Here is a 26756-nt window from a genome sequence, read left to right as displayed (position 1 = left end):
AAGAGGCCTTTAGCCATCTTTTCCCAGGATATTCCCGCGCTCGTTGATCGGCACGTCACCGGTGGCCGAATCATCTCCCGTTTCCGGGCCGTTATGCGGGGCCGAGGACCGAATCCGGGCGGCGGCCGGGGCCTCGGGGCGCGCGTCCCGGCCCGTCCCGGCGGCCAGGGCGAGCAGCGCGCCGAGCAGGCACATCCCGGCGGTGATCCAGAAGATCTCCCGGTATTCGGTCCGCAGCGCGTCCTGGAGGGCCGCCTCGTAGACCTTCATCTGCTTCGCGAACTCGCCCTTGGACATCAGGAACGGCAGCGGCGGCTTCAGGTCGGCCGTGAGGGCGTGGAACCGGTGGAAGCCCCACGCGGTCAGCGCGGAGATCCCGAGCAGCATCCCCATCATCCGCGCGACGACCACGGCCGCGGACGCGACGCCGTGCCGCGCGGCCGGGACGAACGCCAGCACCGCCGACGACACCGGCGCGATCACCAGGCCGAGGCCGAGCCCCGTCACGACGAGGTCGACGTCCATCCTCGGCAGCGGGCCGTACGACGCCCCCGCCAGATCGGCCGGCCAGCCGGCGATCAGCAGGTAGCCGCCGGCGGAGACCGCCATCCCCACGACCATCGGCCACCGCTCCCCCACCCGCCGGGCGACCAGACCCCCGGCCACCGCCGCGACGGGCAGCGCCACGAGGAACCGCGTGAGCAGCAGCGCCCCGTCCGTCGCGTCCTTGTGCAGGACGGTCTGCGCGACCAGCACGACGTCCACGAGCGTCACCATCAGCGCCGCGCCCGACAGCAGGCTCACGCCGAGCGTCGCCAGCAGCGGCCCCCGCCGCACGCCCGACAGGTCGAGCAGCCGCGTCCGGGACCTGATCTCCCACAGCACGAACACCGCCAGCACGGCGGCGCCCGCGCCCAGCGCCGGCAGGCCCCACGGAGGCAGGGCCGCCTCCTGCGGTTCGGGGTTGTAGACGGCGGCGACCAGCAGCCCGAGCCCGAGGGCCAGCAGCAGGCCCCCCACGACGTCCACGCCCGGCCGCGCTTCCCGCGGGGGGACGACCCCCCGGTTCGCTTCGCTCATCCGAGCACTCTGTGAGGGGGCGACCCCCCACACCCCCCGGTTCGCTTCGCTCATTTCTGGGCCGGACCCGCGCCCGCCCGGCACCGCGACCTGCACGGCCGCCATGGCGACCGCGACCAGCGGCAGGTTGATCCAGAAGATCGCCCGCCAGTCGAGCGCCGCCGCGATCCCCGCCCCGTACAGGGGGCCCAGCACGCTTCCCAGCTCCTGCGCCGCCCCCACCGCGCCGAGCACGACCGGCCGCTGCCGCTCCTCCCAGAGGTCGCCGGCCAGCGCCATCGTCACCGGCAGCAGCGCGCCGCCCGCGACGCCCTGCACGACCCGTCCCGCCGTCAGCACCGGGACGCCGTGCGCCAGCGCCGTCACCACGGACCCGGCCGCGAAGAACACCAGGCACGCCTGCAGCACCGGCCGCCGCCCGAACCGGTCCGACAACTGCCCGAGCAGCGGCATCGCCGCCACGTACCCCAGCAGGAACCCGGTCAGGACCGGCGTCACCCGCTCCAGCCGGTTCACGGGGATCCCGAGGTCCTTGACCACCGGCACCAGGATCGTCGTGACGACGTAGGCGTCCAGCGCGGCGAGCAGCACCACCGCGCCGCCGGCGCCGATCGCGACCCGGCGACGCCCGCTCACCGCGGCGCGCTGATCTTGTACGGGGCGTCGAACTCGGTGAACCTGATCGTCACCGACCCCTTGTCCTTCGGGAACGTCCCCCGCACCTTCAGCAGCCGGTGGTCGGCCTTGCTCACCCACACCTGGCCGTCCATGTCCTCCCCGATGCCGGGGATCAGGCCGGCGACCTGGTCCTTGGGCAGCTTCGCGGCCACCCGGTAGGCCTCCTTGCCGTCCACCTTCTCCACCGCCTCGGGCGACGGCCCCTGCGCCGACGTCAGCAGCTTGGCGATCCCCCGCTGCGGGTCGAGCACCGCCGACGGGTCGTACACGCTCGCCGCGAGGCCCTTGGGCAGCTTGCGCCAGCCGCCGGTCCCGGCGTCGAGGTAGATGCTGTCCCCGACCGCGACGACCTTCATCTCGACCTTCTGTCCCTGCTGCTCCACCGCCAGCGTCCCCTCGGCGTCGCCGCTGCGGAGCAGCTTCATGTCGCCGCCCTTCACCATGACCGGCGTCGTGCCCTCCGACTCCAGGGTGAACGCGACGCTCTTGAGGCCCCCCATGGCCTGCGCGGCCTGCCGGAGCGTCTGCGCGGCGTCGAAGTCGGCCTTCTTCGCGGGCCCGCCGGACCCGCCGTCGCAGGCGCCGGCGAACACCAGCGCGAGCAGGACGGGCACGAGAGCGAGGATGCGTCTGGACATACGCGGGACCCTACCGACGGGTACCACCACCCGTCACTCGGTACCAGGTATGACATCCCACCCCCTCAGGTAGGACGTCGTGGGCGGTGCGGGTGTGGGACATCGGGGTTCGCGGTGGCCCCGGTGAAACGGCCGCCGCTAAGATTGCACCCGGCGACGCCCCGGCCGGTCCGGGGATGCGCCTGGGGCGGTAGCTCAGCTGGTCAGAGCAGGAGACTCATAATCTCCCGGTCGCGGGTTCGAGTCCCGCCCGCCCTACCCATGGCGGCACACCGTTCCCGGAGCGGAGCGAGCCCTCTTCCGAGGCCCTACGCGGGCCACTCCGGGCGGCGCTTCTCCAGGAACGCCGCCATCCCCTCCTGCGCCTCCGGAGTCTGGCTGGACGCGGCCATCACCTCGATCGCGTAGGCGTAGGCGTCCTGTTCGGGGCGGTCGAACTGGGCGTACATCGCCTGCTTGCCGAGGGCCTTGCTGCGCGGGCTGCCCTGGGTGGCGCGCCGCAGGAGGTCGTCGACGGCCTTGTCGAGCCCGTCGTCGGGGACCGCGTAGTTGATCAGCCCCCACTCGGCGGCCGTGGCCGCGTCGACGACCTCACCGGTGAGGGCCATCTCGGCGGCGCGCTTGCGGCCGACGTTGCGGGAGATCGCCACCAGGGGCGTGTGGCAGAACCAGCCGCCCTTGCCGCCGGGCGCGGCGAAGCCCGCGCTCTCCGCGGCGACGGCGAGGTCGCAGCTCGCCACGAGCTGGCAGCCTGCGGCGGTCGCGAGGCCGTGCACGCGGGCCACCACCACCTGCGGGACGGACTGGATCGTCTGCATCAGGTCCGTGCAGACCCGCAGCAGGTCGCGGGCGTCGGCGTGGGACGCGCCGGCCATGTCGGCGAAGTCGTGCCCGGCGGAGAAGACCGGGCCGTTGGCGGCGAGGACCACGCCGAGGGCGTCGGTGTCCCCCACCTCCCGGAACGCCTCGGTGAGGCGGAGGAGGAAGGCGCGGGAGAGCGCGTTGCGGCGGCGGGGCCGGTTCATCGTGATCGTGGTGAAGGGACCGTCGCGGTGCAGCAGGACGTCGTCGTCTTCGCTCATGTTCCCGACGTTACGTCAGACCCTCGTCGTACGGTGGTCCGGCGTCCACGAGCCGAGGGGGGCATGGCCTTGAAACTTCTCACCGCCACCAACTCCAGCCAGGGATTCCGCGGCAACGACTTCGACTGGTGCGTCGAAGGCGAGCTGGTCCACATCGGGACGGTGTGCGCCCGCGACCGCGACGACCCCGACGGCGGCTGCGGATGCGGCCGCTCCTTCGCCGGGCTCAACTCCCATCGCGCCACCACGACCGCGATGGTCCGCGAGATCCCGGGCTTCACCGACGCCGACTACGTCCTGGCCATCCGCTCCAGCCTCGAACAGCAGGGCTGCGACCCCTCCTTCGCCGAGCACGAGGCGGCCCTGCTGCGCTGCCTCGTGCGCGACTGGCCGGTGGGGGTGGTCGTCGAGCGCCGGCTGGATGAGATCGTGGTACGGCAGGTCGTCCAACCTTAGTCATGGAGGTGCGCGATGCTCGTCGCGTTCTCGGTCACCCCGCTCGGCGCGGGCGAGGAGGTCGGCGAGCTCGTCGCCGAGGCGATCCGGGTGGTGCGGGCGAGCGGCCTGCCCAACCGGACCGACGCCATGTTCACCACGATCGAGGGCGAGTGGGACGAGGTGATGGCCGTGGTGAAGGCCGCCACCGACGCGGTCGCGGCGCGGGCGCCGCGGGTCAGCCTGGTCGTCAAGGCCGACATCCGGCCCGGCGTGACCGGCGCCCTCGACGCCAAGGTCGAGTCGGTGGAGCGCCGCCTCAGGTGAAGCAGGCCCGCACGCCGTTCTCGCCGCCGCGCGAGAAGGCGCGCAGCCGCTGGACGGCCGAGCCGTGGTCGCCGGGTCTGGTCCAGGGCGTCCGGTCGCCGATGACCGCGAAGGCGTCCACCAGCTCCTGCTCGTCGCCGTCCTCCAACCGCAGCGTGCCGTCGTCGGACGAGCCGTAGAGGGCGGCGCCCGCGAGGCAGTCGGCCTGCAGCTCCGCGGCGGGCGACACCAGGCCTCGCCGGAGCCGGTTCTGGACGGCGTGGCCCCACTCGTGCGAGATCACGAGGTAGACCCACGCGTCGCCGCGCGCGTACCCCGACCGCATCAGGTGGGCGTCCCAGGCGACGAAGTCCCCGGAGGGGCAGTAGGCCGCGTTGTCGGGTTCGAAGCGCTCGCGGCCGCAGACCGGCGCTGAGGCCGGATCGCGTCCGTCGTAGAGGCCGACGACGCGCGGTGAGCTGTACTCACCCGTGAACAGGCGGTTCCAGTGCCGCCGCCAGAAGTCGTCGGTGAGCGTCTCGGCGGTGCGGACGTCCTCCCGGAACCCGCGCTCGTCGAACGCGGCCGGGGCGGGCGCGCGGGACGCGACCCGGGTGCTCTGCGCCGCGGGGCGGGCGCCGGGTCCCGCGGCCGCCGGTTGGAACTCGCAGGCGCCCGTCAGCGCGGCCAGCGCGAGCGCTCCGGCGAGGGCGGCGCGCCGCCGCGAACGGTTCCCTGCCGTCTGCCTCATGACGGGTCATACGCGCGCGGCCCCCCAGAAGGTCGAACACTCACCCGAATCGGCCCGCACTGTGCTCCCCGCACAACCCGAACGACGTTCGATTGGACCCTCGCCCCGTCTTGCCCGCGGCCCGTGGACGCAGGTCGGGGCCCCGTGCTGGGGTGCCGGTCACACGAACTTCTGGAGGGGCGCATGGCGAACGGGACCCTCGCGGTCCGCGGGCTGTCGGTGACCTATGGGCGGGCGGTGCGGGCCCTGCGCGAGGTCTCGCTGGACGTCCCGGCGGGATCGGTCACGGCCGTCCTCGGCGCGAACGGGGCCGGCAAGACGACCCTGCTCCGCGCGATCTCGGGCACGCTGCCGTTCCACCGCGGCGCGGTGGACGCGGGCACGGTCCGGCTCGGCGAGCGCTCCCTGGTCGGCCTGCACCCCGCCACCGTCGTCGCGGCCGGGGTCGTGCAGGTCCCGGAGGGCCGCCGGGTGTTCGGCCGGCTCAGCGTCGAGGAGAACCTGCGGGCGGGCGCGCTCGGCGCGCCGAGCAGGTCCGACGCCGCGAAGGCCCGCGCGCGGGTGCTCGCGCTGTTCCCGCTGCTGGCGGAGCGGGCGCGCCAGCGGGCGGGGCTCCTGTCGGGCGGCGAGCAGCAGATGCTCGCGATCGGGCGGGCGCTGATGGCGTGCCCGGCCGTGCTGCTGCTGGACGAGCCGACGCTCGGGCTCGCCCCGATGATGGCCGAGCGCATCGCCGAGACCGTCCGGGAGATCAACCTGCAGGGCACGGCGATCCTGCTGATCGAGCAGAACGCGGCGCTGGCGCTGGAGCTGTCGTCGTCCGCGCACGTGCTGGAGGTCGGCGCGGTGACGCTGCGCGGGCCGTCGGCGGAGCTGGCGGCGAGCGACGAGGTCAGGCGCCGCTACCTCGGCGTCGGCGGCGCGGACGCCGCGGCCCCCGAGACCGGGGACGGGCCCTCGCTGGAGCGGTGGTCCGCCGGATGAGCGGCGCGGAGGCGGGCGAGCTGCGCGTCAGCGGGCTCACGGTGCGGTTCGCGGGGCTGACCGCGCTGGACGGCGTGGGCTTCTCCGTCGAGCCCGGCAGCGTCCACGCGCTCATCGGCCCGAACGGCGCGGGCAAGTCGACGTGCTTCAACGTCCTGTCCGGCGTCTACCGGGCGAGCGAGGGCAGCGTGCGGTTCGGCGGGGCGGAGCTGACCGCGCTGCCGCCGCACCGGATCGCGGGCCTCGGCGTCGCCCGGACGTTCCAGAACATCGCGCTGTCGCGGCACCTGTCCGTCGAGGACAACCTCATGCTCGGGCGGCACCGCCTCACCCGGGCCGGGTTCGTGTCGGCGGGCCTGCGGCTGCCGCGGGCGCGCCGCGAGGACGCGCGGCACCGGGACCGGGTCCGCGACATCGCCGCGTTCGTCGGCGTCGCCGAGCACCTCGACGCGCCCGTCGGGCTGCTGTCCTACGGCGTGCGCAAGCGGGTCGAGCTGGCCCGCGCGCTCGCGATGGAGCCCCGGCTGCTGCTCCTGGACGAGCCGGTGGCCGGGATGAACGGCGCGGAGCGGCGGCGGATGGCCGAGGTCATCTTCCGCGCCCGCGCCGACCTCGGCCTCTCGGTCCTGCTGGTCGAGCACGACATGGGGATGGTCATGCGGCTGGCCGACGAGGTCACCGTCCTGGACTTCGGCAGGCGCATCGCGGGCGGCGCGCCCACGGCGGTGCAGCGCGACCCGGCCGTGATCCGCGCCTACCTCGGCGCCGCGCACGCGCCCGCGGGCGCCCCCGAATCGGAGGGAAATCCTTGAGCACGTTCATCGAGCTGGTGGTCAACGGGGTCTCGGCGGGGTCGGTGTACGCGCTGATCGCCCTCGGCTTCGTGATCATCTTCAGGGCCACCGAGGTGGTCAACTTCGCGCACGCCTCGCTGCTGCTGGCGGGCGGCTACGTGACCGCGGTGCTGCACGACGACATCGGGTTCCTGCCGGCGCTCGGCGCGGGCGTCGCGGCGGCGGCCGCCGCGGGCGCCCTGGTGGAGCTGCTGGTGCTCCGGCGCGCCAGGGTGGAGGACCGGTCCGTGCTGGCGATCGTCACGATCGGCGTCGACATCGTGCTGACCACCGCGCTGACGCGGGAGATCGGCACCCGGGTCCTGTCGCTCGGCGACCCGTGGGGCGACGGGATCGTCGAGGTCGCGGGCGTCGGCATCGCGCAGACGCGGATCGCCGCGTTCGCGACCGCGGCCGTCCTGATCACCGCGTTCCTGCTGGCGTTCCGCCTCACGCCCTGGGGGGTGGCGATGCGGGCGGCGGCCGAGGACGGCGAGACGGCCGCGCTCATGGGCGTCCGGCTGGGCCGCGTGTCGTTCGCCGCGTGGGCGATCGCGGGGGCGCTCGCGGCGGTGGCGGCGCTGTTCCTGACCGTGTTCCCCACCCCCGGCCTCGACCGCGCCACCTCGTTCGCCGCGATGAAGGCGTTCCCGGCCGCGATCCTCGGCGGCCTCGACTCCACGACGGGCGCGCTCGTCGGCGGCCTCGCCGTCGGGCTCACCGAGTCGCTCGTGACGGGCTACCAGGGCGAGCTGGCGTTCCTCGGGCGCGGCATCGGCGACGTGGCGCCGTTCCTGGTGATGCTCGCGGTGCTGCTCGTGCGTCCCGCCGGGCTGTTCGGGACGAGGGAGCTGTCGCGTGTCTGACGCCCGGATCCGGTACGCGGCCGCCGCCGCGTCCACCCTCGTCCTGCTGGCCCTGCCGTTCTACCTCGACGCGTTCTGGCTCCAGACGGGCCTGTTCGCGATGTCGGCGGCGGTCGGCGCGATCGGCCTGAACCTGCTGACCGGCGCCACCGGGCAGCTGTCGATGGGGCACGCCTTCTTCCTCGCGGTCGGCGCGTACGGGTACGTCTACCTGGCGTCCGGCTCGGGGCCGAAGCTCGCGGGCCTCGGGCTGCCGACCCCGCTGGCGTTCCTCGGCGCGATCCTGCTCGCGGGCGTCGCGGGCGGGCTGTTCAGCCCCATCGCCGGACGGCTGCGCGGCACCTACCTCGGCATCGCCTCCCTCGCGCTGATCTTCATCGGGCAGCACCTGCTGTTCAACGCCGAGAGCGTCACCGGCGGGTTCAACGGCCGGGACGTCCCGCCGCTGGAGATCGCCGGGTTCCGCTTCGACGACGCCCCGGAGCTGGTGGTGTTCGCCGTCCCGCTCGGCGCGCTGGAGCGGCTGTGGTTCCTCGCCGTCGCGCTGCTGGTCCCGGCCGTGTGGATCGCGCGCGGCATCCTGCGCGGACGGCCGGGGCGGGCCCTCAACACCGTCCGCGACCACGAGGTCGCGGCGGCGGTCATGGGCGTCCCGGTGGCCCGCTACCGGGCCGGCGTGTTCGTGCTGTCGTCGATGTACGCGGGCGCGGCCGGGGCGCTGCTCGCGCTGGCGTTCCGGCGGACCGTCCCCGACTACTTCGGCATGTTCCTGTCCTTGGACTACCTCGCCATGATCGTCATCGGCGGGCTCGGCACCGCGGCCGGGGCCGTCGCGGGCGCGGTGTTCGTCTCCGTCCTGCCCCAGCTCCTCACCCGTTTCGGCGACGACCTGCCCCTCGTCGCCGCCCCGGGCTCGGGCGGCGTCTCCCCCGCCGAGGCCGCCCGGATCCTGTACGGCGCCGCCGTCGTCGCCGTCGTGCTCTTCCTCCCCGGCGGCCTGACCGGGGCGTGGACGCGGCTGCGCACCGCCGCGTCCCGGCGCCGGGCCTCCCGTCCCCTCACCCGATTCGAGCAAGAGGAGCAAGCGATATGAAGCGCATCCCCAGGTTCGGCCCGGCGCGTCTTGCCGTGGTCGCGCTTGCCGTGGCGCTGCCGCTGGGCATGGCGTCGGGCTGCAGCGGCAAGGCGTCCGGCGGGTCCGGCGGCACCGGTTCGGACGGTGTGAAGACCGGGCCCGGCGTCACCGACGGCACGATCCGCGTCGGCGTCGAGACCGACCTGACCGGCGTGTACGCGCCGCTCGGCAAGAGCCTCACCCAGGCGCAGCGGATGTACTTCGAGCAGCTGAACGCCCAGGGCGGCGTCTGCGGGCGCAAGGTCGAGCTGGTCGTCCGCGACCACGGCTACGACGTGCAGAAGGCCGTCGCCGGGTACAGCGAGATGCAGTCGAGCGTCATCGGCATCGCCCAGTTCGTCGGCTCGCCGATGGTGACGGCGCTCAAGGGCCGCATCGAGGCCGACAAGATGTTCGTCATCCCGAACGCCTGGTCGACGACGCTGCTCGGCAGCAGGTACATCCAGGTCACCGGCACCACCTACGACGTCGACATGATCAACGCCCTGGACTTCCTCACCCGGGAGAAGGGCATCGCCAAGGGCGACAAGGTCGGGCACGTGTACTTCGAGGGCGACTACGGCGAGAGCGCGCTCGCCGGGGCGAAGTACGCGGCGGGCGAGCTCGGCCTGACGCTCGTCGAACAGAAGATCAAGGCGACCGACAACGACATGTCCGCCCAGGTCGCGGCGCTGAAGAGCGCGGGCGTCAAGGCGATCCTGATGAGCGCCGGGCCCCGGCAGTCGGCGTCGCTTGCGGGCCTCGCCCGGGCCAAGGGCATGGCGGCGCCGATCGTGGCGAGCAACTCCGGGTTCTCCCCGCAGCTCCTGCAGACCGCGGCCGCGCCCGCGCTGCTGAAGGACTTCTACCTCGCCAGCGCGGGCGCGCCCATCTCGTCCGGCCTGGCGCCGATCAAGAAGCTGGCGGACGACTACGGGAAGAAGTACCCGGGGCAGCCGCGCGACAGCGCCGTCGTCAACGGGTACACGGGCGCGGTCATCTTCGCGGACGCGCTGAAGAAGGCGTGCGCGGCCAAGGACCTCACCCGCGAGGGACTGATCACCGCGCACCGGTCCACCACCGCCCACGACGGCGGCTACGGCACGCCGATGGACTTCTCCAAGGTGGACGAGCCCGGGACCCGCAAGACCTACATCCTGCGGACGGACGCCAAGGCGCTCGGCGGGCTGGTCGTCGAGCGGCAGCCCACGGAGTCGGAGGCGGCCGGGAAGTACAAGGTCCCGGCGGGGGCCTGAGGATCGCCGGGACGCGGGGCCCGGCCCGCGGTCAGCCTTCGGAGACCAGGCGCGCCGCGACCCGGTCGAGGACCGCGAGGTCCTCGGCCGGGAGGTCGTAGAGCGACGGCGGCGGGGTGTCCAGGATCCGCTCGGCCTCGGCCGCCGCGGCCCGCCCCGCCGCCGTCGCGGTCACGATCTTGGATCGGCGGTCGGCGGGGTTCTCGGTCCGCTCGACCAGGCCCCGCCCGACCAGGTCGTCCACCACGAGGGTGACGTAGGGGCGGTCGGTGAGGAGCCTCTCGGCGAGGTCGCGCAGCGTCAGCGGCGCACTCGCCGCGGCGACGTACCGCAGCGCCTTGACCCGGAAGAAGCTCATGCCGAGCGCGTCGGTGACCTCCCGCCGCCGGTCGCCGCGCTCGTGCAGCAGGACCCGCAGGTTGTGCCACGCCCGCGCGGCGGCGTCGGCGTGCTGGACTGCGGGCTCGGTCATCGCGCACTCGCTCCCGTCACATCGCGTGCGTCCGGCGCCGTCTCGTCGCCGCCGAACAGGCCGGCCGTGCGCGCCGCGCTGCGGGCGGCCCGCCGGCCCGTGGTGGCCGTGCCGAGCACCAGGACGGCGCCGGCGCATCCGGCGAGGATCCAGTATGCCGGTCGGGCGGCCGACACGAAGGCGTCCGCGGCGGGGTGCGCCGCGGACGTCCCGGCGGCGAGCACGGCTCCGATCACCGCGACGCCGAGCGCCTGCCCGATCTGCCGGCTGGTGGAGGCGACCGCCGCGGCGACGCCCGCCTGGGCGCGCGGCATGCCCGACACGGCGGTGTTCGTGATGGGCGAGTTCAGCATGCCGAACCCGAGACCGAACAGCACGTACGCGGCGAAGAGCGTGACGTCGCTGGTCTCGGCGTCGAACGCGGCGAACAGCAGGCCGCTGGCGAGCATCGCCGCCCCCGCGATCTGGAGCGGGAGCCGCGGGCCGCGGCCTCCGACGAGCCGTCCCGACAGCGGGGCGGACGCGGCGGTCATCGCCGCCATGGGCAGCAGGAACAGCCCCGCGTGCAGCGCCGACAGCCCGCGCACGTTCTGCAGGTAGAGGGTGTTGAGGAAGAGAAATCCGCCGAGCGCGGCGAACCCGCTGACCGCGATGACCGTCGCGCCCGAGAACGGGACGCTGCGGAAGAAGCGCAGGTCGATCAGCGGCTCGGGGGTGCGCAGCGCGTGGACGACGAACCCGGCGAGGGACGCCGCGGCGACGATCGCGGCGCCGGAGACGGCGGGGTCGGCCAGGCCGCGGCCGGGCGCCTCGATGATCGCGTAGGTCAGCGTCCCGAGCAGCAGGATCATGAACGCCTGGCCGAGCGGATCGGGGCGGCGGGGGCGCGGGGCGCGCGACTCGGGGACGAACAGCGCGGTCAGCACCAGCGCGGCGAGCCCGATCGGCACGTTCAACCAGAAGATCGACCGCCAGCCGACCGAGTCGACCAGCACTCCCCCGACCAGCGGTCCCATCGCCATGCTGAGCCCGACGACGGCGCCCCAGACGCCGATGGCGCGGGCCCGCTCGCGCGGCCCGGTGAACACGTTCGTGATGATCGACATCGCGACGGGGTTGAGCATCGACCCGCCGACCGCCTGCACCACCCGGGCGGCGACGAGCCAGCCGAGCGACGGCGCGAGGCTGCACAGCACCGACCCGACGGAGAAGAGCGCGAGCCCCGTCTGGAACACGCGGCGCCGCCCGATCCTGTCGGCGGTCGAGCCGGAGAGCAGCAGCAGGGACGCCAGGACGATCAGGTACGCGTCGATCGTCCACTGGAGGCCCGACAGCGAGCTGTGGAAGTCGCGCTGCAGGGACGGGAGCGCGACGTTCAGGATCGTGTTGTCCAGGCTGACGATGAGCAGGCTCAGGCAGCAGATGGCCAGTACCGCCAGCCGGCGCCGGGGACTGAGTTCGGGCACGCCGCCTCCAATCGTTATAGCCCTACAACCATTAGAAGGCTACAACGATTCCGGGCGTGCCCCCGCCGGGCGGCGGGCGCTAGCGCGGGGCGGCGATGCGGGCGCGGGCCGCCGGGACGACCAGCGGGGTCCCGGTCTCCGGGCAGTCGATCACCCGGCACGGCAGCCGGAAGACCTGCTCCACCAGGTCGGCGGTGACGACGGCGGACGGGTCGCCCTCCGCCGCGATCCGGCCGTCCCGCATCGCGATCATGTGCGTGGCGTAGCGGGCGGCGTGATTGAGATCATGCAGGACGGCGACGACCGTCCGGCCCTCCTCGTGCAGCCGCGCGCACAGGTCGAGCACCTCGATCTGGTGCGCGATGTCCAGGTAGGTCGTCGGCTCGTCCAGCAGCAGCAGCGGCGTCTGCTGGGCGAGCACCATGGCGATCCAGACCCGCTGCCGCTGTCCGCCCGACAGCTCGTCCACATGCCGGTCGGCGAGGTCCCCGACGCCGGTCGCGGCCATCGACTCGGCGACGACCCGCTCGTCCTCCCTGGACCACTGCCGCAGCAGGCTCTGGTGCGGGTACCGGCCGCGCGAGACCAGGTCGGCGACCGTGATCCCCTCCGGCGCGATGGACGACTGCGGCAGCAGCCCGAGCGTGCGCGCGAGCTTCTTGGCGGGCCAGTCGGCGATGGGGCGGCCGTCCAGCACGACCGTCCCGGCGGAGGGCCTGAGGATCCGCGCCAGCGCGCGCAGCAGCGTCGACTTGCCGCACGCGTTCGGCCCCACGATCACCGTGAACGAGCCCTCCGGGACCGCCACGTCGAGGTCCTCGGCGATGGTGCGCTTGTCGTAGGCCAGGGTGAGCCCGGCGCCGGCGAGCCGCGCGGTCGCGTCCTTCATCACATCCGTCCCGTCTTGCGTTCGGTCACGAGGAGCCAGACCAGGTACCCGCCGCCGAGCAGCCCGGTCACCACGCCGACCGGGAGCTGGTGGCCGGGGAAGCCGCGCTGCGCCGCCCAGTCGGCGGCCGCCATCAGCGCCGCGCCCATGCACGCCGCCGGCAGCAGGTTGGGGCCCGCCGTCCGGGTGAGGCGGCGGGCGAGCTGCGGTGCGGTCAGCGCGACGAACGACACCGGCCCGGCCGCCGCCGCGGCGAGCGCCGTCAGCAGCACGGCCGCGGCCAGCAGCAGCACCCGGACCCGCTCGATGGGCACGCCGAGCCCGTGCGCCGCGTCGTCGCCCATCTCCAGCATCCGCAGCGCCCGCCCGCAGCCGGCGAGGACGAGCGGCCCGAGCACGGCGAGCGCCGCGATGACCGGCGCGGCGTCCGCCCAGTCGCGGCCGTCCAGGCTGCCGGTCAGCCACAGCACGGCGCGGGCCGCGTCGGTGATCTCCGCCTGGGTGATCAGGTAGCCGTTGACGCCGGTGAGGATCGCGGCGACGCCGATGCCGACGAGGATGAGCCGCTGCCCGTGCGCGCCGTGCCGTCCGGCCACCAGGTACACGACCAGGCCGGTGAGCAGGCCCCCGCCGGCCGCGCCGGCCGCGACCGCGACGCTGCCGGCGCCGGTCAGCACGATCACGGCGAGGACGCCGGTCGCGGCGCCCTGGCTGAAGCCGAGGATGTCGGGGCTGCCGAGGGGGTTGCGGACCAGCGACTGGAAGATCGCGCCCGCCAGCCCGAGCGCGGCGCCGACCGCGAGCCCGGCCGCCACGCGCGGCAGCCGGATCTCGTTCACGATGACCGAGTCGGCGGGCGATCCCCGGCCCGCCAGCGTCCGCACGACGTCGGCGGGGCTGATCGGGAAGTCGCCGCTGCCGATGAGGAGCACGCCCGTCCCGAGCGCGACGGCGAGGCAGAGCGCCGCGACGGCGAGAGCGCGCGGCCGGAACCGGAACGACACCGCGGGCGTCCGGACGACGGCGAAACGCGGCCCCCTGCTCATGAGCGCGACCTCCCGGCCCGGCGGACGAAGTAGAGGAAGACCGGCCCCCCGGCCACGACCATCACCACGCCGACCTGGAGTTCGGACGGGCGCACCACGACGCGCCCGAAGACGTCCGCCGCGAGCATCAGGGCGGGCGACAGGACCGCGCAGAACGGGATCAGCCGGCGCAGGTCGGGCCCGGTCAGGGCGCTGACGAGGTGCGGCACCATCAGCCCCACGAAGATGATCGGCCCGCACGCCGCCGTCGCCGCGCCGCACAGCAGGGTGACGGTGACGATCGCGGTGATCCGGACGCGTCCCGGGTCGGCGCCGAGCGCGCGGGCGGCGTCCTCGCCCATCGCCATCGCGTTCAGCGGGCGCGCCAGCAGCAGCGCGGCGACCAGCCCGACCAGGACGAACGGCGCGACGCGGACGACGGTGTAGCCCTGCGCGGAGGCGAGCGACCCGACCGTCCAGAAGCGCATCCGGTCGAGGGACGCGGTGTCGAGCAGCTGCACCGCGCTCACGTAGGAGAAGAGGGCGGCGTTCAGCGCGGAGCCCGCGAGGGCGAGCCGGGCCGGGGTGGCGGCGCGCCCGCCCCCGACCGCGTAGAGCAGCACCGCGACGGCGCCCGCTCCGGCGAACGCGAACCACACGAACCCGGTGAACGAGGTGACGCCGAGGAAGGAGATGGCCGACACGACCGCGGCGGCGGCGCCCGCGTTGATGCCGAGAAGGCCGGGCTCGGCGAGCGGGTTGCGGGTGAGCGACTGCATCACCGCGCCGGCGAGACCGAGCGCCGTCCCCGCGAGGAGCCCGAGCAGGGTGCGCGGCAGGCGCATCTCGTGGACGAGCGTGTACGCCGCCGAATCAGCGTGGAACAGCCCGTCCCACACCTGTCCGGGCGGCAGCGGCTTCGCCCCGACGCCGAGGCTCAGCACGACGGCGGCGAGGAGGAGCAGCAGCGCGCCGACGAGTCCGGCGGCCCATCGCGCGCCCTGCGGTCGCCGGGCTGCCGCCGGCTCCGCGGGCGGTGTGACCGGCGGCGACTTCGTCGTCAACACGTGGGGGGCTCCGGGGGACGGCCGGGGACCACGTGACGGTCCCCACTCTGGACAAGATCTTAGGTTAGGTTAACCTAAGCTCCCATCGGCCGACCATCCGGCCATGCAACTTGATTTGGGAGAACGTCGGAGATGTCGAACATCGGGGCACAGCACCTCACCCGCCGCGGCCTGCTCGGCGCGGGCGGCGCCCTCGCCCTCGGGGCGCTCGTCAGCGCGTGCGGAGGCGGTGACGACGCGAGCGGCACGGCCTCGCCGGGCGGCGGCGCCTGGACGTTCACCGACGACCGCGGCACCCGCGTGCGGCTCAAGGCGCGCCCGCAGCGCGTCGTCGGCTACGTCGGCACCGCCGCCGCCCTCTACGACTTCGGCGTGGACCGCCAGATCGTCGGCGTGTTCGGCCCGACGAAGCTCAAGGACGGCAGGCCCGACCCCCAGGCCGGGAACCTGCCCGTCGACCGCCTGGAGATCATCGGCAACGCCTACGGCGAGTTCAACATCGAGAAGTACGCGGCGCTGCGCCCCGAGCTCCTCGTCGACAACATGTTCGTGCCGGGCGACCTGTTCTACGTCCCGGCCGAGAGCAAGGACAAGATCTTCGCGCTGGCGGACTCGGTCGCCATCTCCACCGGCGCCGTCGCGCTGCCGAAGCCGATCGAGCGCACCGCCGCCCTCGCCGCCGCGCTCGGCGCCGACCCGAAGTCGGCGAAGGTGACCGCCGCCAAGGCCAGGTTCGACAAGGCCGCCGAGGCGTTGCGCGCGGCGGCCAAGGCGAAGCCGGGGCTGAAGGTGCTGGCGGCGTCCGCGAGCCCCGACCTCTTCTACGCCTCCAGCCCGGGGAAGAACACCGACCTCATCTACTTCAAGGAGCTCGGCGTCGACCTGATCGTCCCGGAGAAGCCGGGCAAGGACGGCTACTTCGAGGAGCTGAGCTGGGAGAACGCCGACAAGTACACGGCGGACGTCATCATGCTCGACTCCCGCACGCAGGCGCTCCAGCCCAAGGACCTCGGGTCGAAGCCGTCGTGGAAGGACCTGCCCGCCGTGAAGGCGAACCAGGTCATCGCGTGGCAGCCCGAGCCCCGCTTCTCCTACGAGGGCTGCGCGCCGATCCTCGAAGCGCTCGCCGCGTCCCTCCGGTCGGCGAAGAAGACGGGCTGAGGCCGCGATGCCGAAGACCCCGGCGCACCCGTACGCCTTCTTCGACCTGCACGTGCTGCGGTCCGAGCGGCTCGGCCCGTCCATGGCCCGCATCACCTTCGGCGGCGCGTCCGTGGACGGCTTCGTCACCGGCGGGCGCGACCAGCGGTTCAAGATCTTCCTTCCGCACCCCCACCAGGACGCCCCCGTGATGCCGCGCGACAGCGGCGGCGACACGTGGTTCGCCGACTGGCGGGCGCTCGACCCGGCCGTGCGCGGCATCATGCGGTCCTACACCGTCCGCGACAAGCGCCCCGGCGAGCTGGACGTCGACTTCGCGCTGCACATGGACGGCGCGTCCGGCCCGGCCGCCCGCTGGGCCGCGGCGGCGGGCCCCGGCGACCGCGTCACCGTCCTCGGCCCGACCGGCCCCGACAACGGCGGCTACGACTTCCGGCCGCCGCCCGGCGCCCCCGTCGTCATGGCGGGCGACCTGACCGCGCTGCCCGCCATCGCCGGCAACCTCGCCTGGCTGCCCGCCGGGACGCCCGCGCAGGTCTGGATCGACGTCCCGGATCCCGGCGACCGGCAGGACCTGCCGACCGCCTCCGAGGCGCGGATCTCCTGGGTCTCCCCCGGCGGCCTGCTCGACGCCGTGCGCGCGGCGGCGGTCCCGGACGGCGCCTACGCGTGGATCGCGGGCGAGTCCGCCGTGGTCAAGGCGCTGCGGCGGCACCTGGTGAACGAGCGCGGCCTGGACCGCCGCGCCGTCACCTTCACCGGCTACTGGCGGCGCGGCGCCACCGAGGAGGACCTGCTCGCCGAGGTCGTCGCCGGCGGCAGCCCCGCCACCGAGGAGTGAGCGCGGTCAGGGCTCGCGGCCCGTCTCGTCGATGGTGAGGACGGACCGGTCGAGGACGCCGGCGCGGTAGGCGGCGGCGCCGATCGTCTGGGCCGCGACGGGCGCGGTGATCAGCTGGAAGACCGCGACCAGCAGCAGCGGGGCGGCGGCCGCGACGGAGCCCGCCTGGGGCGCGGCGCCCGCGAGGACGAGCACGAGCCCGATCGTCTGCGGCTTGGTCGCGGCGTGCAGCCGGGTGAGCAGGTCGGGGAACCGCAGCACGCCGAGCGCGCCCACCGCGCAGAACGCGGCGCCCGCGGGAAGCAGGACGGCGGTGACGACGTCGCCGGCGGTCACCGGCCCTCCTCCCGCCGCGCCGCGAGGCGGGCGGCGGTGACCGACCCGACGAACCCGAGCAGCACGACGGCCACCAGGATCGTCGACAGCGCGGGCTCGCCCCGGACGGCCGAGTGCACCGCGATGCCGCTGACCAGCAGGACCGCCAGGACGTCCACGGCCATGATCCGGTCGAAGGAGGTCGGGCCGCGGACGAGCCGCGCGGCGGTCATCAGGATCGCCGCGCCCAGCAGGGTCATGGTGACGGTGTAGACGACGGTCATCCCTGTTCCTCTCTCTTCGCTGTGTCCTCGGGGGTCACGAGGGCCCGCATCAGCCTGCGCTCCGTGCGCAGCACGTCCTCGCGCGCGGCGTCGGCCTCCCGGCGGTCCCGGACCGGCATGCCGTGGATGCGCAGGATCGACCGGTCCCAGTCGAGGTCGACGAGCAGGGTGCCGGGACGCAGCGAGATGCTCGTCGTGACCACGAGCAGGACGAGCTCCGAACGCGTCCGGGCGCTCACCTCGATGACGGCGCCCCTGACCCGGCGCGGTGCGCGCAGCGCGTGCCAGCCGATGACCACGCTCGACGCGAACAGGTCCCACGCGAGTTCCGCGGCGGCCTCGGCGAGGCGCAGCGGCCGGATCCTGTTGACGAGCGGGACGGCGGGCAGCCGGCTCACCGCGTAGGCGATGACCACGGCGACGACGCCGCCCGCGACGACGAGGGCGTCGACCCGCCCCCACAGCAGCACCCAGACCGCGAGCAGCCACGCCGCCATGCCCAGTCGGGCCCCGATCCTGCGGAGCGTGCTCCTCACGGCGTCCTCCCGTCCAGCACGGCCCGCCGGTAGGCCGACGGATCCACCAGGTCGGCCGCGGCCCGCGCGCTCCACGCCGACAGCGGCCCGGCGAACAGGGCGATGAGCAGGCCCCCGGCGACCATCACGGCGGTCACGGCCTGCATGACCCGCACCCCGCCCCGCGTGTAGGGCTCGGCGGCCGGCGGCTCGCCCGCCTCCTCCGGGCGGGGGCGCCAGAACCCGAGCACCCAGATCCGCGCCATCGCCATGAGCGTGAGCAGGCTCGCGAGCACCGCGACGCCCGTGACGGCGTACGCCAGCGGACGCCCCGACCCGAGCCCCGCCTGGAACAGCGCGAGCTTCGCGACGAAACCGGACGTCGGCGGCACCCCGCTCACGCTCATCGCGGGGATGAAGAACAGCACCGCGATGAGGGCCGACAGCCGGGCGAGGCCGCCGAGCCGGTGCAGCGACGTCTCCCCCGTGCGGGCCTGGATGAGGTCGCTGACGAGGAACAGCGTCGCCTGCACGACGATGTGGTGGACGAGGTAGAGGATCGCCCCGGTGAGCCCGGCGACGCTGAACAGCGCCAGGCCGAAGAGCATGTAGCCGATGTGGCCGACGAGGGTGAACGAGAACACCCGGTGGATGTCCTCGTTCGCCAGCGCGCCGAGGGTGCCCACGACCATCGTCCCGGCGGCGAGGACGAGCATCACCCACGACCCGTGCTCGCGGGGGAACACCAGCGTCTCGACGCGGATGAGCGCGTACACCGCGGCCTTGGTCAGCAGCGCGGCGAACACGGCGGTGACCTTGGTGAGGGCGGCCGGGTAGGCGTCGGGCAGCCACAGGTGCATCGGCACGATCGCGCCCTTGATGCCGAACACCACGAGGAACAGCAGCCCGAGCGCCGTGCGGGTGCCCGCCGGGAGCGCCGGGACGCGCTCGGACAGGTCGGCGAGGTTCACCGTCCCGGCCGCCGCGTAGGTCAGGCCGAGCGCGGTGAGGAACATGATCGAGGACGTGAGGCTGACGACCGTATAGGTCATGCCCGCCCGGAGGCGCTCGGCCGTGGGCTGGAGGGTCATCAGCACGTAGCTCGACGCGAGCATCACCTCGAACGCGACGAACAGGTTGAACAGGTCACCGGCGAGGAACACCAGGCCGACGCCGCCGGTCAGCGCCAGGTACGCGGGATGGAACACCCCCGGCTCGCTCCGGCGCTCCAGCGCGCCCGCGCCCTCCGCCACCGCGTGCAGCATGATCGCCAGCAGCACGGTGCCGGCCACCACGAGCAGCAGCGCCGACAGCCGGTCGGCGACGAGCGTGATCCCGAGCGGGGCGGCCCATCCCCCGACCTGGACGGCGACGACGCCGTCCCGCGCCACGGCGACCAGCACCGCCACGGAGGCCGCCACGGCCCCCGCCCCGACGAGCGGCGCGAGCACCCGCAGCCAGGACCGGCGGCGACGGCTGATCATCGCGAGCGCCGCGCCCAGCAGCGGCAGCGCGAACGGCAGGGGGAGCAGGACGTTCACTCGTCCTCCTCCAGCGGGTCGTGCCGCTCCGGCGGGGCGTCCCACGACGCGCGGCGGCGCTCGGCGCAGATCCGGCGGTCCTCGACGTCGTCCTGCACCTCGTCCTCGCCGAGCAGCCGCCGGCTCCGGTAGGCCAGCGCCAGCAGGAACGCCGTGACGCCGAACGTGATCACGATGGCGGTGAGCGCCATGGCCTGCGGCAGCGGGTCGGCCATCGCCCCCTCCCGCTTCCCGCCGAGCAGCGGCGGCGCGCCCGCGGCCCCGCCCGCCAGCAGCAGGACGAGGTTGGCCCCGTGCCCGAGCAGCATGAACCCGACCACGACGCGGATCAGGGACCGCTGCATCAGCAGGTCGAACCCGGCCGCGAACAGCACGGCGACGGTCAGCACGAGGACGAGCGCGGGCCCGGTCACGCCTCCTCCCCGTCCGGCTCGTCCTCCAGGCTCGCCCCGAGCGTGGTGAGGATCGTCAGCACCAGCCCGAGGACCACCAGGTACACGCCGATGTCGAAGAACAGGCTGGTCGGCACCTCGACCTCGCCGAGGACGGGCGGTGACGCGTGCCAGACCTCGCCCTGGAGGAACTCGCCGTGCGGGAACCCGCCCGCCGTCCAGCCGGCCGCGCCCGTGGCGACCGCGAGCCCGAGGCCGCCGCCGATCAGGACGCTCGGCCGCACCGGCAGCGCGGTCGCCAGCTCCCGCCGGCCGCCCGGAAGGTAGCGCAGCACGAACGCCATGCCCGCCACGAGCCCGCCCACGAACCCGCCTCCCGGGGAGCCGTGCCCCGCGACGAGCAGGTAGAGGGAGAACACCAGGATCGTCGGGCCGAGGAGCCGCGCCGCCGCCTCCAGCACCACCGAGGATCCGCCCAGCGGCGGCCGCCCCGGCGTCGCCAGCCAGCGGCTCCCCGCCTCCCCCGGGCCGCGCTCGCCGCCGGACGGGCTCGGCAGCCGCCGCCCGCTGGTCACCAGCCCGACGACGCCCATCGCCGCGACGCCCAGCACCGCGATCTCGCCGAGCGTGTCGAGCGCCCGCATCTCGACGAGGATCGCGTTCACGACGTTCTTGGCCCCCGTCTCGCTCGCGAGCCGGGCGTATCCGGGCCCGACCGGGCGGGTGTCCCGGCTCAGCGCCGCCACCACCAGGAACAGCGCGACGAATCCGCCCAGGCACACGCTGACCGCCCCGGCGACCGCCCTGGCCGACCCCGTGCGGCGCCTCGGCGGATACCGGACGGGCAGCCGCCGCAGCACCAGCACCAGCATGATCAGCGAGAGGGTCTCCACGACGAAGAGCGTCAGCGCGAGATCGGGACCGCCCTGCACCACGAACAGCCCGCCGACCCCGTAGCCCGTCCCGGCGAGCAGCAGCGCGGCCGTCAGCCTCCGGCGGGCCCGCAGCGCCGCGAGCGCGCAGCCGATCACGACCACGGCGAGGACGACCTGCGCCGGGTCGTCCCACGCCCGCAGCCGGTCCCACGGAACGTCCGGCCCCGTCCCCCGGACCAGAGCCGCCACCAGCGCCGAGCCGGGCACCACCAGCGCCATCGCCCCGATCACCCCGAGGTAGAAGGGCAGCGAACCGATCTGCACGCGCGCGGTGACCCCGTGCGCCCCGGCGAGGATCCCCTCCACCGTCCCGTCGTAGCCGCGCTGCGCGTCCAGGAACCGCCACCGCGGCCGCCTGACGGGGAACGTCCGTCCGAAGAAGACGAACACCGCGGCACCCGCCACAAGCGCGGCAACGGAGAGCCACAGCGCCGATCCGGGCCCGTGCCACAGGGCGAGCTCGTACTCGCCGTCCCCGGGCAGCGTGTCCGCGTAGGGTCCGGCGAGCTTCTGCATCGCGCCAGGAGCAACGCCCAGGGCGAACCCGGCCCCAGCGAGGACCACGACGGGCCCGACCAGACCCCAGTGCCCTCCAGGTGTGACCTCGGCCCGCCCGCCGAACGCACCGAACAGGAACCGCAAGCCGTAGGCCACGGTCAGCGCAGATCCCGCCACGACCCCGATGAGGACGGCGATGTCCACGCCGCCATGAGCGAAAGCCTCCAGAGCGGCCTCCTTGGCCACGAAGCCGAGGAAGGGCGGCAGCCCGATCATCGACGCCGTGGCCGCCGTCGCCGCGACCGCCAGCACCGGCAGCCGCCGCCAGGCCCCCGAGAGCCGATCGGCGCGCCGCGTCCCCGTCTCGTGCTCGACCGTCCCGACCGTGAGGAACAGCGGCGCCTTGAACAGGCCGTGGGCCAGCAGCAGTGCCGTGCCCGCCAGCGCGGCCGTCCGCGTCCCGTCCCCCAGCAGGACCATCAGCAGACCGAGCTGGCTCACCGTCCCGTAGGCGAGCAGGCGCTTCAGATCATGCTGCCGCAGCGCGAGGACCCCGCCCGTCAGCAGGCTCAGCAGCCCGACCCCGACCACCAGCGGACGCCACACCCCGGCGCCGGCGAACGCGGGCGTCAGCCGCGCCACCAGGTAGACGCCGGCCTTCACCATGGCCGCGGCGTGCAGGTAGGCGCTGACCGGAGTGGGCGCCACCATCGCGGCGGGCAGCCACGCGTGCAACGGCACCTGCGCCGACTTGGCGAACGCCCCGAGCAGCACCAGCACCAGCCCGGCCGTCGCCAGGGAACCGCTCGGCGGATCGGCGGCCATCGCCGAGATCCGGTACGTCCCGGCGGTCTGTCCGAGCAGCACGAACCCGGCGAGCATGACCAGCCCGAACGCGGTGGTCGTCAGCAGCGCCTGCGCGGCCGCCCGGCGGTCCTCCGCCCGCTCCGGCCGGGTCGCGCCGATGAGCACGAACGAACTGACCGTGGTGAGCTCCCAGAACACGTACAGGACGAGCAGGTTGTCGGCCAGCACCAGGCCCGTCATCGCCCCGGCGAAGGCGACCAGCGTCCCGATCATCAGCCTCTCGGGACGGTCGAAGTACCAGCCCGCGTAGCACAGGACGACGGCCCCCACCCCGCCGATCAGCAGCAGCATCACGATGGACAGCGCGTCCAGGCGGAAGTCGAACACCAGCCCGAGCTCCGGCGCCCAGTCCAGCCTCGCCGTGAGCGCGCCCCTCCCGACCCGCGCCGCGGCCCACCCGGCCGTCACCGCCGGCAGCACCGCCGCGGCGCACGCCATCACACGCCGGCGACGCCCGAGCGCCCAGGGCACGGCGACCGCGACGACGGCATAAGCGAGAACCAGCGCGAGCATGCCGCCGCAGCCCCCCTCCGCATGGCACGTCGCCTCCCACTTACCCGATCATCACCCCCGAAACGACCATCCCGCCGTATGGGAGGACCGCGAGGCGCCCCGACGGCACGGACCAGGGAACGCCCGAACCCCCGACGGTCTGCCGAGGGATCCGATTCGTGGGGATAATGCGTGGGACCTCACCGCTGCGGCCCCCAGGAAGATCGGCTGGCGACATGACCGACTTCGTGTTCTACCGCCTTCTCGACATCGACCCGCCTCTGCGCAAGCAGTGGCTGCTGGACAACCAGCCACCGAACATCAGCCCGTTCTACTGGTGGCTGAGCCTGGTCGAGGCAGGGGTGCGGGACGTCCGCTGGCAGCGCGCGGGATGGCCGCTCCAGAGACCGGCCGCCGATGCGGAACTCGCCGCCTCGCTCATCGAGTGGGCACTGGAACAGGGGTTCCCGCTGGCGCACGCCGTCGAGGACCTCGTCTGGCTGTCGCTGGCGGCCCTGGAGGCCGGCGACGAGATCGCGGGTCTGCCGGAGGTCCTCCGGCCGGACGGCATCGCCCGGCGGGTCCTCGGCGGCTTCACGATGAGCCGACAGGAGGCGGTCGACCGCGCCGCGCATCTCCGCTCGATCCCGCTGACCGAGGACGACTTCGCCCGCCCCGGCGAGGACATCGGCGCCATGTTGCGGGCCCTGGCCCAAACCGACGAGTACCGCGACACGCATCGGCTCATCGACATGCAGCGAGCACTGACCGGCCTCGCACCCATCGTCGACCTCATCGCGGACACCGGACTGGCGGCGGAGGTACGCGCCTGGCTCGGTGTCGTGCCCGACCTGGACTCCTGCGGACCCGACCTGTCCGGCCCGCCGTGACACGTCCGGTTCGCCGTCGTCGCCTGGAGAACCGCCATGCCAGGCTGCGAGATCACAGCCTGGCATGAGCGCCGCAACCGGGACGTCCGCCCGGGGCGTCAGGAGACGGTGGTGGAGTACCCCGTCACCTCCGGTTGTTCCACCAGTCCAGCAGCTCTTTGGCCACCTTCACGATGTCCGCGACCGACATCGCGATGTCCTTGAGCATCTTGATCCTCCTGGCCCATTCCTCAAGCGAGGACCGCGTGCGCGCGATCTCCAGCTGCTCGCTCGCGCTGTAGCGATCCAGCTCATTGCGGATCATGTTCTCTTCGGAGCCCGCCATTGTTCACCCCTTGCAACTCCGTCAGCGACGGATCTCCATCGGGGAGCCTCCGCCACCACCGCACCAGAGAAAAACCGCCGAAGTCTCGCCCCGTCACTCACCGCGGAGGAACTTCAGCAGCCCCGCCCCCTTCCTGGAAGTTCCGACCCCGTCCGCACCCCTCATGACCTTTCCCCGGTACTTCTCCGGGACCCAGTCCCCCGCGGTGAACGCCTTGACGCCCGAGAATATCCAGGCGCGCTCGTCGGGAACCTTTTCCAGAAGAGCCGAGAAGAGCGGCTGGAGGTTGTACCGCCTGCCGGCGGAGACGGGCACGAACTCGACGGGCGCCCCGATCGTCCGCGAGAAACGGTCCGCCCTGTCGCGACAGATCTCCCGCATGTTCTTCAGCTGCTCGCCGGAAGGGAGGTTCACCTCGGTGTTCCAGTCGAGGGGGTCGATCAGGTCGACCTGGCTGAGACCGAAGACGATCCGGTCGTTCACTCCGAGGAGTTCCGCGATGTACTGCTGCTCCAGGGCGATCGCCCGGTTCCGGGCGGCGCTGAGCCAGAGCACGACGTCGCACTTCGGAAGCTCGCTCCGGTACATCTCCAGGTAGCCGGGATCCTGCTCGACGCTCTCCCCGAGCCCCGGCGCGTCGACGACCCTCAGTTTCGTCCGGTGGCCGTCGACGATCCCGCCCCGCACGGTGATGCTGACGTCCTGGCTCTCGAATTCCCTCGTACAGGCCACGGTAGGGCTCGTCGGCAGCTCGGTGTCGCACAGGGTGTTCACCAGAGTGGATTTCCCGACCCCGGAAACACCGACCACGCCGATTGTCAGCGGCTTCTGCCGGAGCTCCTCCTGGAGTTCCGCGAGAACCTTCCGCCGCATTTCTTGATCTTCTTTACTCCCCATAGCCACCCGCACCCCGCAAGCCACTTGACCGAGGGACTCATAGAAGCCTGCGAAACACGCTACTCGCGCGAAGCCCGCGCGCACCGGGCGGACGACGTCCGCCTCCGGCCATAAGATCCACCGGCCCGAGCGCGCGATACGGGGAAAACACCGCCAGAGTTTTCACGGGGAAATGAGATCGAATTGGCGCCCAACTGCCGACCGGCCGCGCCCCGCCTGACATATCAGATCATTCGGAGCACCGTGCAAACCCGGTCCGTCATCGGCCCGACGCCTTCGCCCGGAGCCCGTCCAGCATCACGCGGGTGACGGCGTCGTCCTCCCGGGCTCCAGGACGGCAGACGGCGGTGCTGAGGATCTCGACGGCCTCCACCGGGCTGATGTCATCGCGCATCGCGCCTTCCTCCTGCACCTCTCGCATGAGCTCCCGGAGGAGGCCGTCTACCTCGTCCTGCAGGGCAAGCCGCTCCTCCGGCGGCGAATCCCCGTCCGCGACGGCCTTCACGAGCGCGAACGGCTGACCGGCGCAGAAGGCGACGACCCGGGTCAGCGCCTCCCAGCGCGGAAGCTCCTGCCCGCGAAGCCGCCGGATCTCCGCTCCCAGGCACCGGAGCGAACTGGTCGCGATCTCCTCGACCAGTGCTCGCCGGTCGGGGAAATGCCGGTAGAGGGTCCCCACGCCGAGGCCCGCCGCCCGCGCGATCTCCTCCATGCTGACGCCGGGCCCCCGCTCGGCGAACAGGTCGAGGGCACAGGAGACGATCCGCTCGCGGTTGCGCTTGGCGTCGGCCCGCATCGTCCTCCTCCCGAAGTAACCGGAACAGAGGATTCAGGTTATCCTGCACAACCAGAACCGGAAGATCCGATTCACCTTGGAGCGGCTCATGCGCATCGGACTGTTCACCATCGCCGGACTGGCCCCCTTGGACGACCTGGTGACGCAGGTCCGCCTGGCCCGGGACACCGGGCTCGACAGCGTCTTCTTCGGGCACGCGGGCTCCTGGGACGCACTCATGACCGCCGCGCTCGCCGGCCGCGAGGTCCCCGGCATCGAGGTGGGCACGGCGATCGTCCCGACCTACCCGCGCCACCCCCTCGCGCTGGCCAGCCAGGCGCTCACCGCACAGGCCATGACGGGCGGTCGCTTCACTCTCGGCATCGGCCCGAGCCACCCGCAGGTCATCGAGGGATCGCACGGCATCGCCTACGAACGCCCAGCGCGACACGTCCGCGAGTACCTGTCGGCCCTGCGCCCTCTGCTGCGCGGCGAGGAAGTCGACTACCGCGGCGAGACGCTGACCGCGGTAGGCACACTGGACGCACCCGGCGTGACCCCGCCGCCCGTGCTGGTGTCAGCCCTTGGTCCGGCCATGCTGCGCATCGCGGGCGAACTGGCCGACGGCACCGTGACGACCTGGGTGGGCGCGGACGCGATCGCCGACCACATCGTCCCGTCCATCACCAAGGCCGCCGAGGCCGCAGGACGCCCCGCGCCACGCGTACTGGCGGGCACCATAGTGGCCCTCACCGATGACCCGGACGCCGTCCGCCGCGACCTGGCCGACCAGCTTGGCGCCGTGTCGGACTTCCCCGCCTACCGCGCGGTCCTCGACCGTCAGGGCCTGTCCGGCGTCCACGAGACGGTCATCGCCGGAGACGAGAGAACGATCACCCGCGAACTACGCCGCTTCGCCGAAGCAGGCGTCACCGACCTCCTCATCAGCCCCCGCGGCGAACAAGCGGACCTCCTGGCCCTGGCCGCCTCCCTATGCTGACCAAACCTCACCAATGACAAGGTGGAATGGCGTCCGACCTGGGTATCTCCGAGAGGGAAGGAAAATCTAACGGCGCATCCGAAGAG

At 73.4% G+C, this 26756-nt stretch carries 29 protein-coding genes and 1 tRNA gene; 12 read left to right on the top strand and 18 right to left on the bottom strand.

The features are described 5' to 3' along the window. Positions 1-9 precede the first annotated feature (9 nt). Together ABWI04_RS11790 and ABWI04_RS11785 are read right to left on the bottom strand one after the other, a co-directional pair. Positions 10-1716 (bottom strand): MFS transporter, encoded by a 1707-nt coding sequence (locus ABWI04_RS11790; protein WP_353832379.1) that lies wholly within the window; start codon positions 1714-1716, stop codon positions 10-12. Beyond that, the gene (locus ABWI04_RS11785) at positions 1713-2396 is read right to left on the bottom strand and encodes an LppX_LprAFG lipoprotein (protein ID WP_353832378.1); all 684 of its coding nucleotides are present in this window, start codon (positions 2394-2396) and stop codon (positions 1713-1715) included. The genes ABWI04_RS11790 and ABWI04_RS11785 overlap by 4 nt, the downstream gene beginning before the upstream one ends. Positions 2397-2580: 184 nt before the next feature. Between ABWI04_RS11785 and ABWI04_RS11780 the strand changes: the two genes are divergently transcribed. Beyond that, positions 2581-2654, top strand: a tRNA-Ile gene (locus tag ABWI04_RS11780). A gap of 50 nt (positions 2655-2704) precedes the next feature. Here the strand turns inward: ABWI04_RS11780 and ABWI04_RS11775 are convergent. Further along, entirely contained in the window at positions 2705-3478 is a 774-nt protein-coding gene (locus ABWI04_RS11775) for an enoyl-CoA hydratase-related protein (protein WP_353832377.1), read from the bottom strand. A 63-nt stretch (positions 3479-3541) separates the two neighbouring features. Here ABWI04_RS11775 and ABWI04_RS11770 point away from each other — a divergent pair, with 63 nt between their 5' ends. Further along, a complete protein-coding gene (locus ABWI04_RS11770) occupies positions 3542-3934 on the top strand; it encodes a DUF7715 family protein (protein ID WP_185023356.1) in 393 nt (130 codons plus the stop codon). Between the two features lie 15 nt (positions 3935-3949). Continuing rightward, positions 3950-4240 (top strand): MTH1187 family thiamine-binding protein, encoded by a 291-nt coding sequence (locus ABWI04_RS11765; protein WP_353832376.1) that lies wholly within the window; start codon positions 3950-3952, stop codon positions 4238-4240. Here the strand turns inward: ABWI04_RS11765 and ABWI04_RS11760 are convergent. Then, a complete protein-coding gene (locus tag ABWI04_RS11760; protein WP_353832375.1) occupies positions 4233-4970 on the bottom strand; it encodes a neutral zinc metallopeptidase in 738 nt (245 codons plus the stop codon). The genes ABWI04_RS11765 and ABWI04_RS11760 overlap by 8 nt on opposite strands. 183 nt (positions 4971-5153) lie before the next feature. Here ABWI04_RS11760 and ABWI04_RS11755 point away from each other — a divergent pair, with 183 nt between their 5' ends. Genes ABWI04_RS11755 through ABWI04_RS11735 form a run of 5 tightly spaced genes read left to right on the top strand, consistent with a single transcriptional unit; the run spans position 5154 to position 10023 of the window. Then, complete coding sequence (locus tag ABWI04_RS11755) at positions 5154-5954, top strand: ABC transporter ATP-binding protein (protein WP_353832374.1); 801 nt, start codon at positions 5154-5156, stop codon at positions 5952-5954. Then, complete coding sequence (locus ABWI04_RS11750) at positions 5951-6766, top strand: ABC transporter ATP-binding protein (RefSeq protein WP_353832373.1); 816 nt, start codon at positions 5951-5953, stop codon at positions 6764-6766. The genes ABWI04_RS11755 and ABWI04_RS11750 overlap by 4 nt, the downstream gene beginning before the upstream one ends. Beyond that, a complete protein-coding gene (locus ABWI04_RS11745; protein WP_353832372.1) occupies positions 6763-7653 on the top strand; it encodes a branched-chain amino acid ABC transporter permease in 891 nt (296 codons plus the stop codon). Before ABWI04_RS11750 ends, ABWI04_RS11745 begins: the two co-directional genes overlap by 4 nt. Further along, on the top strand, positions 7646-8746 hold the full coding sequence (locus ABWI04_RS11740; protein WP_345174562.1) for a branched-chain amino acid ABC transporter permease: 1101 nt from the start codon (positions 7646-7648) through the stop codon (positions 8744-8746). The genes ABWI04_RS11745 and ABWI04_RS11740 overlap by 8 nt, the downstream gene beginning before the upstream one ends. Next, positions 8743-10023: an ABC transporter substrate-binding protein gene (locus ABWI04_RS11735; protein ID WP_345174560.1), complete on the top strand. Its 1281-nt coding sequence runs from the start codon at positions 8743-8745 to the stop codon at positions 10021-10023. Before ABWI04_RS11740 ends, ABWI04_RS11735 begins: the two co-directional genes overlap by 4 nt. Positions 10024-10054: 31 nt before the next feature. On the opposite strand, the gene ABWI04_RS11730 is transcribed toward ABWI04_RS11735, so the two are convergent. From ABWI04_RS11730 to ABWI04_RS11710, 5 genes are all read right to left on the bottom strand, one after another. Then, complete coding sequence (locus tag ABWI04_RS11730; protein WP_345174558.1) at positions 10055-10495, bottom strand: MarR family winged helix-turn-helix transcriptional regulator; 441 nt, start codon at positions 10493-10495, stop codon at positions 10055-10057. After that, entirely contained in the window at positions 10492-11961 is a 1470-nt protein-coding gene (locus ABWI04_RS11725) for an MFS transporter (RefSeq protein ID WP_345174556.1), read from the bottom strand. The genes ABWI04_RS11730 and ABWI04_RS11725 overlap by 4 nt, the downstream gene beginning before the upstream one ends. A 79-nt stretch (positions 11962-12040) precedes the next feature. Continuing rightward, positions 12041-12850 carry an ABC transporter ATP-binding protein gene (locus ABWI04_RS11720; RefSeq protein WP_345174554.1) on the bottom strand — a complete coding sequence of 270 codons (810 nt, stop codon included), beginning with the start codon at positions 12848-12850 and terminating at the stop codon, positions 12041-12043. Beyond that, positions 12850-13896 carry a FecCD family ABC transporter permease gene (locus ABWI04_RS11715; protein ID WP_353832371.1) on the bottom strand — a complete coding sequence of 349 codons (1047 nt, stop codon included), beginning with the start codon at positions 13894-13896 and terminating at the stop codon, positions 12850-12852. The genes ABWI04_RS11720 and ABWI04_RS11715 overlap by 1 nt, the downstream gene beginning before the upstream one ends. Beyond that, the gene (locus ABWI04_RS11710) at positions 13893-14942 is read right to left on the bottom strand and encodes a FecCD family ABC transporter permease (RefSeq protein WP_353832370.1); all 1050 of its coding nucleotides are present in this window, start codon (positions 14940-14942) and stop codon (positions 13893-13895) included. Before ABWI04_RS11710 ends, ABWI04_RS11715 begins: the two co-directional genes overlap by 4 nt. A gap of 132 nt (positions 14943-15074) precedes the next feature. Between ABWI04_RS11710 and ABWI04_RS11705 the strand changes: the two genes are divergently transcribed. Together ABWI04_RS11705 and ABWI04_RS11700 are read left to right on the top strand one after the other, a co-directional pair. Further along, positions 15075-16103, top strand: a complete 1029-nt coding sequence (locus tag ABWI04_RS11705) for an ABC transporter substrate-binding protein (protein WP_345174548.1) — start codon at positions 15075-15077, stop codon at positions 16101-16103. Positions 16104-16110: 7 nt separating this feature from the next. Next, the gene (locus ABWI04_RS11700; protein ID WP_345174546.1) at positions 16111-16944 is read left to right on the top strand and encodes a siderophore-interacting protein; all 834 of its coding nucleotides are present in this window, start codon (positions 16111-16113) and stop codon (positions 16942-16944) included. Positions 16945-16950: 6 nt separating this feature from the next. Here ABWI04_RS11700 and mnhG read toward each other — a convergent pair whose 3' ends face one another. From mnhG to mbhE, 6 genes are read right to left on the bottom strand one after another with little or no spacing between them, the layout of a single operon-like run. Next, positions 16951-17280 (bottom strand): monovalent cation/H(+) antiporter subunit G, encoded by a 330-nt coding sequence (gene mnhG, locus ABWI04_RS11695; RefSeq protein WP_345174544.1) that lies wholly within the window; start codon positions 17278-17280, stop codon positions 16951-16953. Beyond that, on the bottom strand, positions 17277-17543 hold the full coding sequence (locus ABWI04_RS11690) for an MrpF/PhaF family protein (protein WP_345174543.1): 267 nt from the start codon (positions 17541-17543) through the stop codon (positions 17277-17279). Before ABWI04_RS11690 ends, mnhG begins: the two co-directional genes overlap by 4 nt. Next, the gene (locus tag ABWI04_RS11685) at positions 17540-18079 is read right to left on the bottom strand and encodes a Na+/H+ antiporter subunit E (RefSeq protein WP_345174542.1); all 540 of its coding nucleotides are present in this window, start codon (positions 18077-18079) and stop codon (positions 17540-17542) included. The genes ABWI04_RS11690 and ABWI04_RS11685 overlap by 4 nt, the downstream gene beginning before the upstream one ends. Beyond that, positions 18076-19599: a Na+/H+ antiporter subunit D gene (locus tag ABWI04_RS11680; RefSeq protein WP_345174540.1), complete on the bottom strand. Its 1524-nt coding sequence runs from the start codon at positions 19597-19599 to the stop codon at positions 18076-18078. The genes ABWI04_RS11685 and ABWI04_RS11680 overlap by 4 nt, the downstream gene beginning before the upstream one ends. Further along, positions 19596-20012, bottom strand: coding sequence for a Na(+)/H(+) antiporter subunit C (locus ABWI04_RS11675; RefSeq protein WP_345174538.1), 417 nt, complete (start codon positions 20010-20012; stop codon positions 19596-19598). The genes ABWI04_RS11680 and ABWI04_RS11675 overlap by 4 nt, the downstream gene beginning before the upstream one ends. Beyond that, a complete protein-coding gene (gene mbhE / locus ABWI04_RS11670) occupies positions 20009-22804 on the bottom strand; it encodes a hydrogen gas-evolving membrane-bound hydrogenase subunit E (protein ID WP_353832369.1) in 2796 nt (931 codons plus the stop codon). Before mbhE ends, ABWI04_RS11675 begins: the two co-directional genes overlap by 4 nt. A gap of 215 nt (positions 22805-23019) precedes the next feature. Between mbhE and ABWI04_RS11665 the strand changes: the two genes are divergently transcribed. Then, entirely contained in the window at positions 23020-23673 is a 654-nt protein-coding gene (locus tag ABWI04_RS11665) for a hypothetical protein (protein WP_353832368.1), read from the top strand. Between the two features lie 124 nt (positions 23674-23797). Here ABWI04_RS11665 and ABWI04_RS11660 read toward each other — a convergent pair whose 3' ends face one another. From ABWI04_RS11660 to ABWI04_RS11650, 3 genes are all read right to left on the bottom strand, one after another. Further along, positions 23798-23998 carry a hypothetical protein gene (locus ABWI04_RS11660; protein ID WP_345174533.1) on the bottom strand — a complete coding sequence of 67 codons (201 nt, stop codon included), beginning with the start codon at positions 23996-23998 and terminating at the stop codon, positions 23798-23800. A gap of 93 nt (positions 23999-24091) precedes the next feature. Beyond that, positions 24092-24871 (bottom strand): GTPase family protein, encoded by a 780-nt coding sequence (locus tag ABWI04_RS11655; protein ID WP_353832367.1) that lies wholly within the window; start codon positions 24869-24871, stop codon positions 24092-24094. Between the two features lie 283 nt (positions 24872-25154). Continuing rightward, a complete protein-coding gene (locus tag ABWI04_RS11650) occupies positions 25155-25691 on the bottom strand; it encodes a TetR/AcrR family transcriptional regulator (protein ID WP_353832366.1) in 537 nt (178 codons plus the stop codon). An 88-nt stretch (positions 25692-25779) separates the two neighbouring features. Between ABWI04_RS11650 and ABWI04_RS11645 the strand changes: the two genes are divergently transcribed. Continuing rightward, positions 25780-26670 carry an LLM class F420-dependent oxidoreductase gene (locus tag ABWI04_RS11645; protein ID WP_353832365.1) on the top strand — a complete coding sequence of 297 codons (891 nt, stop codon included), beginning with the start codon at positions 25780-25782 and terminating at the stop codon, positions 26668-26670. Positions 26671-26756: the final 86 nt, after the last annotated feature.

This window comes from Actinomadura sp. NPDC000929 (genome assembly GCF_040492065.1).
GTDB lineage: Bacteria > Actinomycetota > Actinomycetes > Streptosporangiales > Streptosporangiaceae > Spirillospora > Spirillospora verrucosospora.
This window is presented reverse-complemented; position numbering and strand designations above follow the sequence as displayed.